The sequence below is a fragment of the Bradyrhizobium sp. NBAIM14 genome (assembly GCF_020193895.1).
In the GTDB taxonomy this organism is placed as follows: Bacteria; Pseudomonadota; Alphaproteobacteria; order Rhizobiales; family Xanthobacteraceae; genus Bradyrhizobium; species Bradyrhizobium yuanmingense.
In genome coordinates, this window is sequence record NZ_JADYVQ010000007.1 from 100,019 (window position 1) to 116,019 (window position 16,001).

The following is a 16,001-nucleotide window of genomic DNA, read 5'->3' on the forward strand; positions in this document are numbered from 1 at the left end:
GGGCGATCGCCTATGACTCGCAGCGGCGGGCTGCGTGCAAGCTGGGGCTGGATCAAGCCCCGGCCTTGCACGTGATCCCGCCGTCGACAACGAGCTCGATGCCCGTCACGTATTTCGACTCGTCCGAGGCCAGGAACAGCGCGGCGTTGGCGACGTCGAATGCATCGCCCATATGGCCCATCGGCACCTGGGCGTCGCGCGCGCGCCACATCGCCTCGACATCGCCCTTGGCGTAGCTGGCGGCGAGGCCGGCGGAGCGCTCGACCATCGGCGTCTTCATCAGGCCGGGCAGGATCGCGTTGACCCGGACGTGATGGCGCGCGAACTCGATCGCTGTGGTGCGCGTCATCTGGTTCATCGCCGCTTTCGAGGCGCCGTAGGTGACGTAGGAGATGCCCATGTGGCGGATCGAGGCGATCGAGGAGATGTTGATGATCGAGCCGCCGCCCTGCTTCACCATAACAGGGATCACGTGCTTCATGGCGAGATAGGCGCTCTTGAGGTTGACGCTGAAGACGCGGTCCCAGCTTTCTTCGCTCACCTCGACGACACTGCCCATCTCGGCGATGCCGACATTGTTGTCGAGCACGTCGATGCGGCCATAGGCCTTGAGGCACGCCGCGACCATCGCCTCGATCTCGCCGGCGCGCGCCACGTCGGCCGTGAACGCAATCGCCTTGCCGCCCTCGCCGCTGATGATCCTGGCGGTCTCCTCGGCCGCGGCACCGTTGCGATCGACGCAGAACACCTGCGCGCCCTCGCGCGCAAAGGTCACCGCGGTCGCCTTGCCGTTGCCCCAGCCGGGACCGATCGAGCCGGCCCCCACCACCATCGCAACCTTGCCCTTGAGCCGATCCATCGCGTGTCTCCCGTGTTGTTGTTCTTCTTGTAGCCCGGATGGAGCGCAGCGCAATCCGGGGCAGTGGTGCCGGATTACGCTTCCGCTCCATCCGGGCTACGGTTCTTTGCAGATGCTCATCGCCATGACGTTAGCACCAATGGGATGCCCGACAATCTCGGACAATGTCCGGCACGTCCCGTCATGGCACAGTCGCCATTCTCCGGCCGCGCCGGAATTGCCGAGCACCAATTCCGGCATCGGCGCACGCTGCGGCCGCCATTGAAACCAGCCGTCGACCAGCCGCGCCTCGGCCGGCGGCTCCATGCCGGGGCCGGTGCCCTTGACGCGGGCTTGCACCAGCTCGAGGCCGGCGGGTGTGAGGCGCCAGTCTTCCTGCCATTCGACCTTCGCGATCGAATGCGTCCAGACAAGCGTGAACGCGGACAGCGTCAGCGCTTTCACGCCGCCCGCTGTCGCAAGACAGAGGCTCACACCGCCTCGACCGGCGCCGGCGGACGCTGCCGCCATTGCCACAGCACCAGCGCGGCGGCGAGCACGAAGCCCGCAGTGTCGCTGAAGGGGAATTCGCCGAGCAGGCAGAACGCGGCGCCGAGCGCGACCAGGCGCTCGATCAGCGTCAGCCGCGTGAACAGGAAGCCGATCGCGGCCATGCCGAACAGGCCGATCGCCACCAGCGCCTTCAAGCTCGCCAGCGCCACCGCGCCGTAGAAGCCGAGCTTGGCCGCCATGGGATCGCCGGCCTGCAGCATCAAGGCCGGCGAATAGACGAAGATGAAGGGAATGACGTAGCCGGCGAGCGCGATGCGCATCGCCTCCCAGCCGATCTTGTCCGGGTTCTCCTTGGCGATCGGCGCCGCCGCAAGCGCGGCGAGCGCCACCGGCGGCGAGAGGTCGGCCATGATGCCGTAATAGAATGCGAACATGTGGCTCGCGATCAAGGGCACGCCGAGCTTGGCCAGCGCGGGAGCTGCGAGCGCGGCAGTGATGATGTAGGTCGGGATGGTCGGGATGCCGGTGCCGAGCAGGATCGACAGCAGCATGGTCATGACCAGCGCCAGGAACAGGCTCTTCTCGCCGAGTCCGATCACCCAGCCGCCGAAGATGGTGCCGACGCCGGTCTGCGACATCATGCCGATGATGACGCCGACGATGGCGCAGGCCATGCCGACGGTGATGGCGGATTTCGCGCTCTCGGCCAGCGCATCGCGGCAGGCCCGCAACGCCGCAAAGCCGCCGCGCACGAACGCCGTGATCACGATCAGGCCGACCACGACGGTCGCGACCGGCACGATCTGGAGGCCGTCGCGCGACAGTGCCGCGACGACGAGCGCGAGCCCGACCCAGAAGATGGTCCGGATCACGTTCGAGGAGGCGCCCGTCGTGATGGCGGTGCCGAGGATCAGCGTCACCGTCAGCGCAAGGCCCATGCTGCCGGCATAGAGCGGCGTAAAACCCTCGAACAGCATGTAGACCAGCGCCGCGAGCGGCAGCACGAGGTACCAGCGCGTCACCAGCGCCTTCCAGGCGCTCGGGATCTCCGAGCGCTTCATGCCGACGAGGCCGTGCTTGCCGGCTTCCAAATGCACCATCCAGAACGCGGAGGCGAAATAGAGGATCGCGGGGATCGCGGCGGCCTTGACGATCTCCGAATATTGCACGCCGAGCGTCTCGGCCATGATGAAGGCGACCGCCCCCATCACCGGCGGCATGATCTGGCCGCCCATCGAGGCCGTCGCCTCGACGCCGGCCGCGAAGGCGCGGCGGTAGCCGAACCTGATCATCAAGGGAATCGTGAACTGGCCGACGGTGACGACGTTGGCGACGCCCGAGCCGGAGATGGTCCCCATCATGCCCGAGGCGAACACCGCGACCTTGGCAGGTCCACCGCGGGTGCGGCCGAACAGGCCGAGCGAGACATCGGTGAACAGCTGGATCATGCCGGCGCGCTCCAGGAACGAGCCGAACAGGATGAACAGGAAGATGTAGGTCGCGGAGACGTAGACCGGCACGCCGTAAAAGCCTTCGGTGCCGAACGACAAATGCGTGACGATCTGGTCGAAATCATAGCCGCGATGGTTGAGCGGCGACGGCAGGTACTGACCGAAAAACCAATAGACGAGACACGCACCGCACATCAGCGGCAGCGCCGCGCCCATCAGCCGCCGCGTGCCCTCGAAGATCAGCACCGCGAGTAGGGTGCCGACGGCGAGATCGAGCCTGGTCGGATCCCCGTCGCGCGCGATCAGGTCGGCATAGAAGATCCATTGGTAGAGACCGCAGTAGAAGCCGGCGGCGCCGATCGCCCAGCCCAGCGCACGGCCGAAATTGCTCTTCGCGGTGAAGTTGGCGATCAGGCCGAAGGTGAGCAGGAGCAGGAAGCCGACATGGACGCCGCGCACCACCTGACTCGGCAGATAGTTGAAGGCGGCGACGTAGAGCTGGAAGATCGCGAACGCGATGCCGATCCAGTAGGCGAGCCGGCCCCACCAGCCCGGGCCGAAGCCTTCTGGGAAGCCATGCTCGAAATTGTCGAACTCGACCTTGACCTTGTCGGGCGCGATCTCAGTCCCCTCTGCCTTTTCCAGCATCTCAGCCCATCCCCAATCGTCGAGCGCTTGTAGCATTGGCACGGTATGTCCCGAGCCGTCATGCCCGGGCTTGTCCCGGGCATCCACGAAACTTCCATGCACAGCCGCAGAACGTGGATGGCCGGGACAAGCCCGGCCATGACGTCCGACGACAGGAGCTGATTACTTGATCAGCCCCTTTTCCTTATAATAGCGGATCGCGCCGGGGTGCAGCGGGACCGGGCTGCCGGTGGCGGCGGTCTCGAGCTTGATCTCCTTGCCGGCCGCGTGCGCAGTGACGAGTTCGGGCAGCGATTCATAGACCAGCTTGGTCATCTGATAGGCGAGATCGTCCGAGACGGCGGAGCTGGTGACCAGATAATTGATCACGGCCGCAGTCGGCACGTCCTTGTCCTGGCCGGTATAGGTGTTGGCCGGAATAGTCGCCGCCACGAAGGGCGGGCCGATCTTGTCGACGGTCTCCTTCGGCACCGACACCACCGTGATCGGGCTCGAGGTCGAGAGGTCCTTCAGCGAGGCAACGCCGAGCCCGGCCGATTGCAGCGTGGCGTTGAGCTGCCGGTTCTTCATGAGATCGACGGATTCGGCAAAGGGCAGATATTCGACCTTGCCGAGCTCCTTGTAGCTCATGCCATCAGCAGCCAGGATCGCGCGGGAGTTCAGCTCCGTGCCCGATTTCGGCGCACCGACCGACAGGCTCTTGCCCTTGAGGTCGGCGAGCGTCTTGATGCCGCTGTCCGCGGTCGCGACGATCTGGATGTAGTTCGGATAGATCGCGCCGATGGTGCGCAGCTTGTCGAGCTTGGTCTTGAAGCCCGCCTCCTCCTCGCCGTCCCAGGCGGCCTTCAGCGAGTCGCCCAGCGTGAACGCCAGCTCGCCGCGGCCCTGCTGCAGCAGGATCAGGTTCTCCACCGACGCCTTGGTGGCCTGCACCTGCGTCTTCACGTTCGGAATCTTTTCGCCGTAGATCTTTCCGATCGCGACCCCGAGCGGATAGTAGACGCCCGAGGTGCCGCCGGTCAGCACGTTGATGAAGGATTGCGCCTGGGCGCAAGGTGCCGACGCCGCCAGAGCCAGAGCCGCGGCCGCGCCGAAAATCGTCCGTTTCATGGTTGTTGTTCTCCCCAAACCGGCGGCGAAATTGGCCGGATGAGGGATGCGGGTCAACCCATCCAAAAGGCAAAACAGGACTGCGGCAAAGGGCCGTTCCCGCTGGGTTTTTGGGAACCGGACGGTGCGGCGAGGTGGCGCAGCGGGACTGGAGTCGCGTTAGGTTCGAGTCGGAGCGGCTTGCTCGGTCACCTCTCCCGCTTGCGGGAGAGGTCGCGCCGAAGGCGCGGGTGAGGGTTTTCTCCTCTAGGAGATTGTCCCGATGCGGAGACACCTCTCCCCAGCCCTCCCCCGTAGGCGGGGCAGGGAGCGCACCGTCTACGCAGTGGCTATCGAGCGCTCGCTCACTGGAACGTCATGTCCAGGCATTTGGAGATGTCGGAGCCGAGGCCGGAGGAGATGGTGATGCAGCCGCGCACCTTCTGCGCGCCGACGTCGGCGGCCCAGACCGAATAGCCGCCGGGGCCGAAGAACGAATTGGTGTTCGGCGGCTCGGTCTCGGTGGCGTCGAAATCGTACTTGCCGTCGGTCTCGAAAATGCGCGGTTTCTTGGTGCAGCCGCCGTCGGTCTGGACGTTGATGACTTCCTTGTTGTCGCGGGTCAGCGCCAGGGAGACCTGGCAGCGGAAATATTCCGAGGTCCTGGTGTTGAAGAGATAGGTGTAGGACTTGCAGGTCGCCGTGTTCAGCTTGCCCGGGGCAAGGCCGCGGCTGCACGAAATCCGCTGGTTGTGGCTGAGCCGGTAGTCATCGGCTTGGGCGGCCGGCGCCAGCGCCGTGAGCAACAGCGCGGCAGCCGAGCAGGCTTTGACGACTAGGTTCATTCGAATCATCCCCACCAATATTTTTGTCGAGTTGCGTTCTAAACGGAAAGCGGAACATAGTCGCGAGGGGACGGAGGGAAAATCACAAACTGCTGGGCAAGACGTGATGCGCTGCGGCGCTATCGCAAGTTGACCGGGACGCATCGTTCGTGATTTGTTCAATCATGGAATGTCCCGATCTTGGGAGGATGGGATGACGGCATTTTCAATCAAGACATTTGCACTCGCAGCCGCGCTCGGCGCATTGGTAGCGCCCGCATTGGCGCAAACCGCAGCGACGCCCTGGGAGCTGAAGACCGACACCGGCTACGCCTACGACAGGGAGGGCAAGACCTATTCCTACAAGATGGGCACCAGCAACGCCGGCGAGCTCTTGAAGGGCGCCAAGAAGGTGCCCAAGGGCACACTGTTCTTCATCGGCCAGAACGGCCAGCTCTACATGCGCACCGGTCCGTATCTGGAGGGTGACGGCAAGTTCAAGTTCGGGCCGGATCAGTAGGGGCCCGCGCTCGCAGGCGACAGAGCGTAGGGTGGGCAAAGGCGCGTTAGCGCCGTGCCCACCATCTCATATCGTCAAATCAACAATGGTGGGCACGCTTCGCTTTGCCCACCCTACGCCAGCGTCCTAGAACGCCCCTGCCAATTCCCTTGCGCCGGGTTTGCCGCTGTTCACGTCCATGCGCTCGTCGGTTATGGCCAGCAGCTTCGCCACCGTGTTGTGGCGGATCGCGACTGGGTTGCGCTCATAGCCGCCGCGCTGGAAGAAATTCGAGGTCGGCACCCGCTCGCGCATCGCTTGCGGCATCGTCACCATGTCGAGGCCGGTGCCGTCGCCGGTGAGGTTCATCATCTCGAGCTCGGCCGCCGACAGCGGGCGCGAGTGTCCCTTGGCGCGGGCGAAATGCACCGAAGTCAGCAGCTTGTGGGTCTGCAGCATCGGTCCGATGTCGACGTCGAGCACCATCGCATGCATGGCCCAGCCCTGCGGGGTGGCGCCCATCTTCTCGTGCTCCGACCAGGTATCGGGCACCGACTTCGCGTGCGCCACCATCTTCTTCAGGACAGTGAGCTTGTGCTCGAGCGCATGCCGCGCCGGTCCAGATGTGCGCGTCACCTTCTCGGACAGCGCGCGGATCAGTTCATGGCCCTGCTCGGCGAGCAGCTCGACGCTGTTGGTGGTGAGCAGCTGGTTGTAGCCCATCGCGGTCGAGATCGCGCGCTTGCCGCCATGCTCGATGCCCGCCTGCACGTCGTAACTGCCGGTGCCGCCGGTCTCGAACGAATAGACCCGCACCGCCTGCTCGCGCGTCAGGCCATGGGCCAGAGCGTAGCGCGCATAGGCGCGCTTGAACTCGAGCTCGCTGGACGGGCGTTGCGGCGTGAACTGGTAGAGTTCCTGCGCCGCACGCAGGAAATCGGCGACCACGGGGATCGGTCTTCTCGCGGGGCGATCCGGCGTTTCCTCCGGCTCCGGATTCACCGGCTTCTTCGGCCCGGTATAGAGCGGCGGATGCTCCAGCACGTAATCATCGAGCGTGATCTGCTGCCCATTGCGCCGCTTGGCGTTGCGGGCCTTCCGCTTCTCCGAGATCTGGCTCCAATAGGCGCCGGCCTCGGCATCGAAGGCGGCGCGCGCGGCCTGATATTCCGCGAGCTTGCGGCGATATTCGAGCACGGCCGGCGAAGCCCCCGCGCCTTGCGCGAAAAACTGCGACAGCAGCTGGGCGTTGGCATTGCGAACGGCGGGCGACAGCGCGTCGGCCTCGGCGCCGCGCGCCGCAGGCGAGATCAGGACGAGCGCGAGCGGAACCAGCGCCAATTTATTTCGAATCGAATGATGCATGCTGCCTTCTTAGCAGGCATCCGGTAACCGTCGCGTTAACGCGCCGTTTACCATCATCACGTCCAGGCGAATACCGGCTGTTCCAGGTCGGTGACGCGGGTGTGCCGCCCCGCCAGCACCTCGCGGAACTGGTAGATCAGCGCCGCGGTCGGGGCATGGATCAGGCTCATCTGGTGATGGAAGCGGATCACGCGGCGGCTGCTCTCGGGGATCTCAGTGAAATCGAAGGCATCGTCGCGCTCGATCGTGGCCAGCGCGATGCGATGGACGGAAGCGACCTCGTCCGGGTTCGGGCGGATCGCAGCACTGTCGGCCGCCCAGACCACGACCGGCGTGATCAGATAGCCCGAGCGCGTCGGATAATCGTCGAGCAGGCCGAGCACCGCATCGGCTGACAGCGCGAGTGCGAGCTCCTCGTCGAGCTCGCGCAGCGCCGCCTCGACCGGCGTCTCGCCGGCATCGCAGCGTCCGCCGGGCAGCGCCCATTGGCCGCGATGGGCGCGCAGGTGCGAGGCGCGCCTGGTGAGCAGGAAGGCGGTGTCGCCACCGTCGTCGGATTCGGTTAGCGCCAGCACCACCGCGGCGCGCTTCAGCGCCGACGGCTCGGCTGTGTCGGGCAGCCGCGCGAAGGCCGCGCAGACCTCTGCGATATTCCGTCTGGTGGCATCGTCGAACGTTCTCATGATGCTTGACTACACCAGGACTGCATCTGATGAAACGAGGAGACATCGCGTTGCAAGGACGAACGACGACATGACCAGCAAGGCCGCCGCAAGGTTGAAATCAGAGGGCTGGAGCATCCTGGAGACCACGGGCTTCCTGCATCTGATCGGCCCGTTGTGGGAGCGCAAGGTCGACGGCCATTACGAATTCGCGCTCGCGACCGAGGACAAGCACCACAACCGCCGCGGCATGGTCCAGGGCGGCGTAATGATGACGTTCGCCGATCGCACCTGCGGCATGACGGCCCGTTACGTCTCCGGCAAGGAGTACTTGGCGACGGTGCAGCTCGACACCCATTTCGTCGAGGCCGGCCAGATCGGCGACACCCTGATCTCCCGCCCGCGCGTGGTGCGCTCGACCCGCAGCCTGATCTTCATGAGCACCGAGGTGACCGTGGACGACCGCTGCATCGTGATGGCGAACGGCGTGTTCAAGATCTTGAAGGGGCCGGGGTAGCGGGCGATCAGGCCGGCGCTGCTGCGCGCCACACCCGCAGCCGTCATTCCCCGCGAAGGCGGGGAATCCAGTACGTCGCGGCCCCTCGATCGATCACGACTGTCTCGGCGTACTGGATCGCCCGCCTTCGCGGGCGATGACACTGAATGTGAGGCGCAAACGTGCCCCACCGTCATTGCGAGCGCAGCGAAGCAATCCAGCATCCCTCCGCGGACACATCTCTGGATTGCTTCGCTGCGCTCGCAATGACGGACTTTGCTGGTTATGCTGCCGTCCACCAACATCGAGGACTCGCCCATGCAATACCGCCAGCTCGGCCGCAGCGGCCTCAAGGTCTCGCCGATTTGCCTGGGCACCATGATGTTCGGCGGGCCGACCGATGAGGCCACGTCGAAGCGGATCATCGACAAGGCACGCGATTCCGGGATCAATTTCATCGACACAGCGGACGCTTATTCCAAAGGCGCCTCCGAGGAGGTCGTCGGCCGCGCCATCGCGCGCAATCGTGGTGCCTGGGTGCTTGCCACAAAGCTCGCAAACCCCATGGGGGACGATCCCAATCGCGGCGGGCTGTCGCGGCGCTGGGTGTTGCAGGCGGCGGACGAGAGCTTGATGCGGCTCGGCACCGATCACATCGACATCTACTATCTGCACAAGGAAGACCATGCCACGCCGTTGGAGGAGACGGTGCGCGCCATGAGCGACCTGATCCACGCCGGCAAGGTGCGCTATTTCGGCGTCTCCAACTACCGCGCCTGGCGCGTCGCCGAGATCTGCAACATCTGCGACCGACTCGGCATCGACCGGCCCGCGGTGAGCCAGCCTTATTACAACGCCATGAACCGCATGCCGGAGGTCGAGCACTTTCCGGCCTGCGCCTATTACGGTCTCGGCATCGTGCCCTATAGCCCGTTGGCGCGCGGCGTGCTCACCGGCAAGTACAGGGTGGATGCAGCGCCCGACAAGGAGACGCGCGCGGGGCGCAACGACACCCGCATGATGCAGACCGAATGGCGGCCGGAATCGCTCCAGCTTGCGCAGGAGATCAAGGCTCACGCCGAGAAGAAAGGCATCACCGCCGGCCAGTTCGCGGTCGGCTGGGTGCTCAACTCCGCCTTCGTCTCGTCGGTGATCGCCGGTCCCCGCACCGAGGAGCAATGGGACGGCTACATCAGCGCGCTCGATTATCGTTTCACCGCGGAGGACGAGGCGCTGATCGACCGCCTGGTGACGCCAGGCCATCCCTCGACGCCAGGCTACAATGATCCGGCCTATCCGATCGAAGGCCGCCGCGCGCGGACGGCGTGAGGGGGGCCTTCGATGGCGCTTCAAGACCGCTACGGCCTGCCGCTCTCCACCACCTCGCACGAGGCAGCATCCGCCTATCGCGACGGCGTCGACCTCATGCTCGCGGGCTGGACCGGCACGGCGGAGATGCTGGAGCGCGCGATCGCGGCCGACCCTGATTTCGCGCTGGCCCACATCGCCCGCGGCCGCGTTCATGCCTTCTACCAGCAGGGCGATCTCGCGCGGCAAAAGGCGGCACGCGCGCGCGAGCTCGTGGCCGGGCGCGGCAGCGAGCGCGAGCGCTCGCATGTCGAGACGCTGGCGCTCGCGATCGAGGGCCGGCTGCCGGAGGCGATCGCATCGACGCTGAAGCATATCGACGCATGGCCCCGCGACGCCGTCGTGCTGTCGCTGCCGCTCGGCGCGTTCGGCCTGTTCGCCTTCTCCGGCATGGCCGATCACGACCGCGCCCGGCACAAGCTCTGCGAGAACGTCGCGCAGCATTACGGCAAGGACTGGTGGTTCCTCACGATGTCCGGCTGGGCGATGACGGAGAATGGCGACGTCGCGCGCGGCCGCGCCGTCACCGAGCGCGGCTTCCATCTGCGCCGGGAAAATGCCCACGCCGCGCATGCGGTGCTGCATGCGATGTTCGAGGATGGATCGATTGAGGACGCCGATCGTCTCGTCGACGAATGGCTCCCGGCTTACGACCGCGCCGGCATCCTCCACGGCCATATAAGCTGGCATCAGGCGCTCGGCGCGCTCGAGCATGGCGATGCGGCGCGGGCGCTCGCGATCTATGCCGACGTGCTTCGGCCCACTGCCACGCAGGCGCCGCCGCTCAACGTCATCACCGACAGCGCTTCGCTGCTGTGGCGCCTGTCGATGTACGGTCATGCGGTGCCGAAGGCGCTGTGGCAGGAAGCCGACGCCGCCGCGCAAAAACTGTTTCCGAAATCGAGCCTGTCCTTTGCCGACGTCCACATGGCGCTATTCGCAGCCGCGACGCAGAATCGCGAAGCGCTCGCCGCCCGCCTTGCGGCGATCGAGCAGCGGCTGGCCGACGGCAAGCTGCCGGCGGGCCCTGTGGTGCCGGCGATCTTCCGCGCACTCGCGGCTTTCGCCGATGAGGATTACCGGACTTGCGTGCAGATGCTCGCGCCGGTGCTCGGCGAGGTGGTGCGCATCGGCGGCAGCCACGCCCAGCGCGAGCTGATCGAGGACACCTATATCGTCGCGCTCATGCGCAGCGGTGAGCTGCCCCGCGCCCGCGCCGTGCTGGACGCCCGCCTCCACCGCCGCCCCTCCTTCCGCGACAGGCGCTGGCAGGCGGCAATGGGTTAGGTTATTGTTTGAGCATGATTTTTTCGGAAAACCGCTACGCACTTTTTCGGATCATGCTCCGCCACGAAAAAAACACCGCCCTGATGGCATGTGGCCGCCGGGACGGATCGGGCGATTTGGACGAATCGCCCTCGGGGTTGACGCGGTGATATTCCAGACGGGATTTGCAGCACAAACGGGATCGCAACCAACTTGCGGTTCGATGGTTACGGTGCGGAACTCTTCCGCCATGGCCCCCTGGCTCATGAGCCCGACGACGCGCCTTCGCCGATTGGTCCTCGCCGCGTTGCTCGTGATCGCGGCAAGTCCTTGTTTTGCCGAGACTTCCAAACCCGTTCCGGTCAACAATCCGCCCGCGCAGCCGAACGCCTTCATCGATCTCCTGGCGCTGATGTCCGGCCACTGCAAGACGTTCAGGGTCGCGGGCCGCACCTTCCCGTGCAAGACGGTGGCCTATGCCCATGGCGACACGGGCCGGGTCAATTTCGCGGTCGCGGTCGACGATCCCTCCGATGACAGCCACGTGGTGTCGTTCTCCGGCGAGAATGGCAAGCGCGCCGACGACAATTCCTACGAGCTGCGGATCGACCGCGTGCTGCTCAACTCCAAGAACCGCCCCAAGGTCGACGGCCTGCCGGTGCCGGCCGAGCAGACCTCGACCGGCATCTGCCGCCAGACCGGCAACTTCGCCGCCAGAAAGGTGAACGACGTCACCTGCTCGGCGACCGACAGCGAGGGCCGCAAATACGAGCTGCTGTTCGTCTCCGACGGCACCCCGGTCAGCGTGCGCCGCATCCGTCAGTCGGCCCCGTCGATCCAGGACCCGTTCAAGTAGGTCCGTGTCCGCTGGCGTCAACGTGTACGATCGCGCTGATGCCACGGAGCCCTGGCACTGCGCTCAGCTATCACGGTCGTACATTCATCGCAGACAGGATGCGATCCTCGCTGCGCTCTCCGAGCGACACCGCTTTCCTAATCCGCATCCGTGCCAGTTGCGAAAATCTACATGCGCCACTCTCGTGTCCCGGACTCGCACCGCATCGTCGAAGAGAAGCTGCGCCGCGTTCGGGGCGCGAGTCGCAGGCCATGCCTCTTCATGCGACGATAGATCGCGCGGCCTTCGCTCGTTCACAAACGTTAACGTGCGTTCATCGGGGAACTGAAAATCTGCGTCGTTTCGACGCCCGCAGTGGCTGGAACGCGCGGGATACTCATGTGTTGTCACACGACCTTCAACTGGAGTGATGACATGAAATATCTCATTGCCGCGATCGCCCTTGGTGCTGCGGCGTTGGCCGGTGGATCGGCGAGCGCGGCCGGCAATACAAGTGCCAAGCAGACCGCGCAGGAAAGCCAGACCACCGACATCAGCGCGCACCGCAGGCATTACCGCCACCATCATCATTGGCGGCATCATCACGGCTATTACCGGCCGTATTACAGGAGCTACGGTTATTACCCGCGGCACCACGGCTATTACGGCGGCGGGCCCTACGGCTATTACGGCGGAGGCCCCGGCGTGACGTTCAGCTTCGGCGGCGGCCGCTGGTAAGATCTGGAGACAGACGCGACGAGAGGCCCGCATCAGATGCGGGCCTCTTTTCATTGTCCCCGAAGGATCATGTTCGCCGTCTCCAGGCCGCTCGCCAGTGCCGCCTCGACCGTGCCCATGTCGCGGCCGCGATAGAGCGCTTCGCCGGAAAACAGCACCAAGCCGTCGCCACGCGCGAGGATCGCCTGTGCCGCTCGGGTGCGCGGCGTCGCCCACGAATAGGCGCCGCGCGCGAACGGATCATGCGCCCAGTTGGTCGCGGCGGACGCCACCAGCTCGCGCGCGATGTGATCGCGCGGCAGGCCGAAGATTGCGGCGAGCGAGCCGAGCCCGGCATCGATCAATGCTCGCGCGTCGAGGCTTTCCAGCTCCGCCGTGCGCGGGCCGCCGAACCAGCCCGTCAGCACGGGATGCTGGTCCGGGTAGCGCGTCCACCAGACCGGGATCGCCTCATCCGACAGCAGGAAGGTCATGTCCGCAAGGTCTTCCTTGCGCTCGCGCCACCATGGCCGCGCGAAGCGCAGCAGGATCTTGATGACGTTGCCAAAGCCGATGTCGTCGACAGCAGCCAGCTTGGCACGCGCGCCTGCCGGTAGCGCGATCTCGCGCAGCAGCGGCAGCGGCACGGTGAGGATCATGCGGTCGCAGGCGTGCACGTCGCCGCCGGCGCAGCGAACGATCACCGCGCCGCCCTCCTCCGCAATCGCCGACACGACGCTGCCGAGGCGGATGGTGACGCCGTGCCTGCGGCAGTCGGCCGTCATCACGTCGATCATCGCGCCGTAGCCGCCTTCGATGCGCGCCTGCGGAGCGTGCCCGCCGTCCATCCATTCCGCGCGCAGCGCCAGCGTGGAGGCGCGTTCGGGATCGGCCGCGTCATAGCCTTCGACCATCCGCTCGATCGAATGGCGCAGCGGCGCGTAATTGTCGCCTGCAAAATGCCGGCGCAGGAAGTCGGCGACCGTGAGGTCGTCCTTCAAGTCCGCCAGCTTGGCCTGAAGCTCCGCTTCATGGGGATCGTCACGCGCCTCGCGTGTGAGCTTCGTCCCGTCAAAGCTCCACTGCTCGCCTTCGATCTCCTGAAGCGACAGGCCGGCCTCGCGCAGCAATGCGCGCGTGACCGGCGCCTCGCCATGGACGAACTCGGCGCCGCCGTCGGCGGCATAGCCGAACTGCGAGGCCGGCAGCGGATGAATGCGGCCGCCGCAGCGCTGACGCGCCTCCAGGATCGTCACCTTGCGGCCGGCACGCGCCAGCTCGCGCGCCGCCATCAGGCCGGCCGCGCCGGCGCCGACGATGACGATGTGCTCGGACGGATCGGACATGGCCGCGCCTTACCGGCTCACGGCTTGCGGATCGTTCTGGATCAGATAGCGCAGCAGCAGGACGTCGCCGCCGAGCTCGCGCGTGCTCTCCAGCGTCATCGCGGCGATCGGCGCGCGCCGGTCGCTGTCCGCCTCGGTGGAATCGAACACGAACGGGGCGCCTTTTGCGCCGTCGATCGCAGGGCTGAGGATCAGGTTGAATTCGTCGATGAGGCCGGCGCGCAGGAACGCGCCGTTGGCAACGCCGCCGCCCTCGACCAGCAGGCGCTTCACGCCGAGCTCGCGGCTGAGAATGTCCAGCGTCAGTGCGAGGTCGATCTCGGATTGGCCGGCAAAGATGTAGGACACGCCCTCGCCGCGGAGGCCAGCGAGATGCGAATCCGGGACGTTCTCGGTCAGCACGACGACGATCGGATCGCCGCCGATCTCCGCGCGCCCCCAGCCGATCTTGCCCTCTGCATCGAGCACGACGCCATAGGTCTTCGCGTCGCGCCGGGCGAACCAGTTTTCGCGCGGAAATTTCGCGTCTGTCGGGGGATAGGGCCTGCCCTTGGCGAACTCCGAACCCGTGACGCGGCCGATCACCCAGGCATCGCCGCCGAGCTCATCATGGATCTTCTCGAACCAGTCCGTGCCCGCGCCCTTCGGACGCCAGCGGCTGGGATGCGTGCGCCCGTCGAGGCTGGAGTGCATCAGGCAGATGACATACGGTTTCATGCAATCCTCAGGGCAGCGCTCAGGCCGCGGGTCCACCGCGCGCGGCACGATCGTTCACAATCGCCGCCAGCGGATTAAGCCTGGGTGGCGCTATGAGCTGGAGCGTGTTGGTGTCGTGGTGATTGAACGGCGCGCCGCGCACGAACAACTCGGTCTGGATCAGATAGGTCCAGCTGCCGTCGTCGTTGAAGGTGATGTCGCAGCGGTAAGCATCGGTGCGAAAGGCCTGCTCCAGAAAATCGGTCGAGCAGATCCCGTAGGCGGTGTCGCCGCGCTTGGCAGTGACCGAGATCGTCTTGTCGTCGGGCCCGGCCTTGCCCGAGGCCAGCAGCACCTGCCCGCGCGGGATCGCCAGGGTCTGCATGATCAGCCCGGTCGCCGGCTCCCACAGCCAGTAGCCGACCTGGTCGTGGAAGGTGATGTCTTCCTCGGGCGTGTTGATGTGGATGTGGTACCGCAGCCCGTACAACAGCTGCGGCCCGTTGGCCTGCGGATCGATCGGATCCATGCGGATGTGCTCGATGAAGGTCCGCCGCTCCGGCCCTTCCGCCTTCGGATTGATGTCGATGCCCTTGTCCGCCTGCCAGGTGCCGGCAAGACGCCGAAGCGGGCCGAGATTGGCCAGGCCGTCGGGCGAGACGTCGTCGGGTTCGGTGAAGATATCGGCGGGAATGGGGAGCATGGCGGCCTCGCGGGGGTGCAGAGACCAGCCATAACACGGGCAGGCGGCGGCCTGAATTCAACTGTTAGCGGCACAGCGTCGGAGGCATTCGAGCCATGCGAGGATGCGCATTGCATCCCGCGCCCGCCTCTGGCGCTGCAGCCGGCCGGTTGACGAAGACGTCGAGGCTGGCGCGCCCCGCGACCGCTTCAGGCCGCTTCCGACACCGATCTCGCACGCTGCTCGAGCACGCCGATCGTCGCGACCAGATTGTCGCGTCGGGCGCGAAGGTTGGCCGCGAGAAGCGGATAGGTCGGCTGAACCGGGTCGAACACCCCGGCGCGCGCCTCTTCCTCGAGAATGTCGGTATTAATCAGCCGAACGCGCCACCATAGATCGGCGATCAACGCGTCGAGCCGGAGTTCGTCAGCAGCACCAGAACGGGACACTTCCTGCATCACTTGCCTCAACCTGAAACGGCCTCTCCGCCGAGGCCTGGACTTGGGTCATGGATGAGCAAGCGGAGTGCCAGGACCGGCGGCGCGCAGGCGCAGGCTTCGGAACCGACAATTGAGCAGCTCACAGTGATCTGACGCCCGTTCCCGCCCGTTCTCAGCCTCAGAGGTCGCTTGTCGAGGCGCTATGATCGCTGCTATCCGGGCTTTAGACGTGCCAATCCGGGCTGAAGCTGGTTTGACCCGGCGGT

17 protein-coding genes are annotated in these 16,001 nt (G+C 65.8%); 6 read left to right on the forward strand and 11 right to left on the reverse strand.

The window, feature by feature from the left end; translation table 11 throughout:
- Nucleotides 1-52 precede the first annotated feature (52 nt).
- From I6F28_RS19135 to I6F28_RS19155, 5 genes are all read right to left on the reverse strand, one after another.
- Complete coding sequence (locus I6F28_RS19135) at nt 53-859, reverse strand: SDR family NAD(P)-dependent oxidoreductase (protein ID WP_225140504.1); 807 nt, start codon at nt 857-859, stop codon at nt 53-55.
- Between the two features lie 96 nt (nt 860-955).
- The gene (locus I6F28_RS19140; RefSeq protein ID WP_036039902.1) at nt 956-1,369 is read right to left on the reverse strand and encodes a DUF1850 domain-containing protein; all 414 of its coding nucleotides are present in this window, start codon (nt 1,367-1,369) and stop codon (nt 956-958) included.
- Nucleotides 1,330-3,450 carry a TRAP transporter permease gene (locus I6F28_RS19145; protein ID WP_036039900.1) on the reverse strand — a complete coding sequence of 707 codons (2,121 nt, stop codon included), beginning with the start codon at nt 3,448-3,450 and terminating at the stop codon, nt 1,330-1,332. Before I6F28_RS19145 ends, I6F28_RS19140 begins: the two co-directional genes overlap by 40 nt.
- Nucleotides 3,451-3,612: 162 nt before the next feature.
- Nucleotides 3,613-4,560, reverse strand: a complete 948-nt coding sequence (locus I6F28_RS19150) for a TAXI family TRAP transporter solute-binding subunit (protein ID WP_225140505.1) — start codon at nt 4,558-4,560, stop codon at nt 3,613-3,615.
- Nucleotides 4,561-4,904: 344 nt separating this feature from the next.
- Nucleotides 4,905-5,384 (reverse strand): hypothetical protein, encoded by a 480-nt coding sequence (locus I6F28_RS19155; protein ID WP_036014322.1) that lies wholly within the window; start codon nt 5,382-5,384, stop codon nt 4,905-4,907.
- Between the two features lie 193 nt (nt 5,385-5,577).
- Between I6F28_RS19155 and I6F28_RS19160 the strand changes: the two genes are divergently transcribed.
- Nucleotides 5,578-5,883 carry a hypothetical protein gene (locus I6F28_RS19160; protein ID WP_036014324.1) on the forward strand — a complete coding sequence of 102 codons (306 nt, stop codon included), beginning with the start codon at nt 5,578-5,580 and terminating at the stop codon, nt 5,881-5,883.
- Between the two features lie 126 nt (nt 5,884-6,009).
- Here the strand turns inward: I6F28_RS19160 and I6F28_RS19165 are convergent, their stop codons facing one another.
- On the reverse strand, nt 6,010-7,227 hold the full coding sequence (locus I6F28_RS19165) for a hypothetical protein (RefSeq protein ID WP_225140506.1): 1,218 nt from the start codon (nt 7,225-7,227) through the stop codon (nt 6,010-6,012).
- 56 nt (nt 7,228-7,283) lie between these two features.
- Complete coding sequence (locus tag I6F28_RS19170) at nt 7,284-7,910, reverse strand: NUDIX hydrolase (RefSeq protein ID WP_225113358.1); 627 nt, start codon at nt 7,908-7,910, stop codon at nt 7,284-7,286.
- A gap of 70 nt (nt 7,911-7,980) precedes the next feature.
- Here I6F28_RS19170 and I6F28_RS19175 point away from each other — a divergent pair, with 70 nt between their 5' ends.
- The 5 genes from I6F28_RS19175 (at nt 7,981) to I6F28_RS19195 (ending at nt 12,592) form a co-directional block, all read left to right on the forward strand.
- Complete coding sequence (locus I6F28_RS19175) at nt 7,981-8,406, forward strand: PaaI family thioesterase (protein ID WP_036014328.1); 426 nt, start codon at nt 7,981-7,983, stop codon at nt 8,404-8,406.
- Nucleotides 8,407-8,703: 297 nt separating this feature from the next.
- A complete protein-coding gene (locus tag I6F28_RS19180; protein WP_225140507.1) occupies nt 8,704-9,714 on the forward strand; it encodes an aldo/keto reductase in 1,011 nt (336 codons plus the stop codon).
- Between the two features lie 12 nt (nt 9,715-9,726).
- Complete coding sequence (locus I6F28_RS19185; protein WP_225140508.1) at nt 9,727-11,040, forward strand: tetratricopeptide repeat protein; 1,314 nt, start codon at nt 9,727-9,729, stop codon at nt 11,038-11,040.
- 229 nt (nt 11,041-11,269) lie between these two features.
- The gene (locus I6F28_RS19190; RefSeq protein ID WP_225140509.1) at nt 11,270-11,875 is read left to right on the forward strand and encodes a hypothetical protein; all 606 of its coding nucleotides are present in this window, start codon (nt 11,270-11,272) and stop codon (nt 11,873-11,875) included.
- 414 nt (nt 11,876-12,289) lie between these two features.
- Entirely contained in the window at nt 12,290-12,592 is a 303-nt protein-coding gene (locus I6F28_RS19195) for a hypothetical protein (RefSeq protein ID WP_036027019.1), read from the forward strand.
- Between the two features lie 50 nt (nt 12,593-12,642).
- Here I6F28_RS19195 and I6F28_RS19200 read toward each other — a convergent pair whose 3' ends face one another.
- The 4 genes from I6F28_RS19200 to I6F28_RS19215 form a co-directional block, all read right to left on the reverse strand.
- Nucleotides 12,643-13,917 (reverse strand): flavin monoamine oxidase family protein, encoded by a 1,275-nt coding sequence (locus I6F28_RS19200; RefSeq protein ID WP_225126894.1) that lies wholly within the window; start codon nt 13,915-13,917, stop codon nt 12,643-12,645.
- A gap of 9 nt (nt 13,918-13,926) precedes the next feature.
- Entirely contained in the window at nt 13,927-14,634 is a 708-nt protein-coding gene (locus tag I6F28_RS19205; protein ID WP_225140510.1) for a RibD family protein, read from the reverse strand.
- A 19-nt stretch (nt 14,635-14,653) separates the two neighbouring features.
- Entirely contained in the window at nt 14,654-15,316 is a 663-nt protein-coding gene (locus I6F28_RS19210; protein ID WP_225140511.1) for an FABP family protein, read from the reverse strand.
- Nucleotides 15,317-15,504: 188 nt separating this feature from the next.
- Nucleotides 15,505-15,753, reverse strand: coding sequence for a hypothetical protein (locus I6F28_RS19215; RefSeq protein ID WP_025032359.1), 249 nt, complete (start codon nt 15,751-15,753; stop codon nt 15,505-15,507).
- Nucleotides 15,754-16,001: the final 248 nt, after the last annotated feature.

Excerpts from the sequence above, each read along its gene's own strand:
- I6F28_RS19135 (WP_225140504.1), bottom strand. The coding sequence starts at position 859 with ATGGATCGGCTCAAGGGCAAGGTTGCGATGGTGGTGGGGGCCGGCTCG.
- I6F28_RS19140 (WP_036039902.1), bottom strand. The coding sequence starts at position 1,369 with ATGGCGGCAGCGTCCGCCGGCGCCGGTCGAGGCGGTGTGAGCCTCTGT.
- I6F28_RS19145 (WP_036039900.1), bottom strand. The coding sequence starts at position 3,450 with ATGCTGGAAAAGGCAGAGGGGACTGAGATCGCGCCCGACAAGGTCAAG.
- I6F28_RS19150 (WP_225140505.1), bottom strand. The coding sequence starts at position 4,560 with ATGAAACGGACGATTTTCGGCGCGGCCGCGGCTCTGGCTCTGGCGGCG.
- I6F28_RS19155 (WP_036014322.1), bottom strand. The coding sequence starts at position 5,384 with ATGAACCTAGTCGTCAAAGCCTGCTCGGCTGCCGCGCTGTTGCTCACG.
- I6F28_RS19160 (WP_036014324.1), top strand. The coding sequence starts at position 5,578 with ATGACGGCATTTTCAATCAAGACATTTGCACTCGCAGCCGCGCTCGGC.
- I6F28_RS19165 (WP_225140506.1), bottom strand. The coding sequence starts at position 7,227 with ATGCATCATTCGATTCGAAATAAATTGGCGCTGGTTCCGCTCGCGCTC.
- I6F28_RS19170 (WP_225113358.1), bottom strand. The coding sequence starts at position 7,910 with ATGAGAACGTTCGACGATGCCACCAGACGGAATATCGCAGAGGTCTGC.
- I6F28_RS19175 (WP_036014328.1), top strand. The coding sequence starts at position 7,981 with ATGACCAGCAAGGCCGCCGCAAGGTTGAAATCAGAGGGCTGGAGCATC.
- I6F28_RS19180 (WP_225140507.1), top strand. The coding sequence starts at position 8,704 with ATGCAATACCGCCAGCTCGGCCGCAGCGGCCTCAAGGTCTCGCCGATT.
- I6F28_RS19185 (WP_225140508.1), top strand. The coding sequence starts at position 9,727 with ATGGCGCTTCAAGACCGCTACGGCCTGCCGCTCTCCACCACCTCGCAC.
- I6F28_RS19190 (WP_225140509.1), top strand. The coding sequence starts at position 11,270 with ATGGCCCCCTGGCTCATGAGCCCGACGACGCGCCTTCGCCGATTGGTC.
- I6F28_RS19195 (WP_036027019.1), top strand. The coding sequence starts at position 12,290 with ATGAAATATCTCATTGCCGCGATCGCCCTTGGTGCTGCGGCGTTGGCC.
- I6F28_RS19200 (WP_225126894.1), bottom strand. The coding sequence starts at position 13,917 with ATGTCCGATCCGTCCGAGCACATCGTCATCGTCGGCGCCGGCGCGGCC.
- I6F28_RS19205 (WP_225140510.1), bottom strand. The coding sequence starts at position 14,634 with ATGAAACCGTATGTCATCTGCCTGATGCACTCCAGCCTCGACGGGCGC.
- I6F28_RS19210 (WP_225140511.1), bottom strand. The coding sequence starts at position 15,316 with ATGCTCCCCATTCCCGCCGATATCTTCACCGAACCCGACGACGTCTCG.
- I6F28_RS19215 (WP_025032359.1), bottom strand. The coding sequence starts at position 15,753 with ATGCAGGAAGTGTCCCGTTCTGGTGCTGCTGACGAACTCCGGCTCGAC.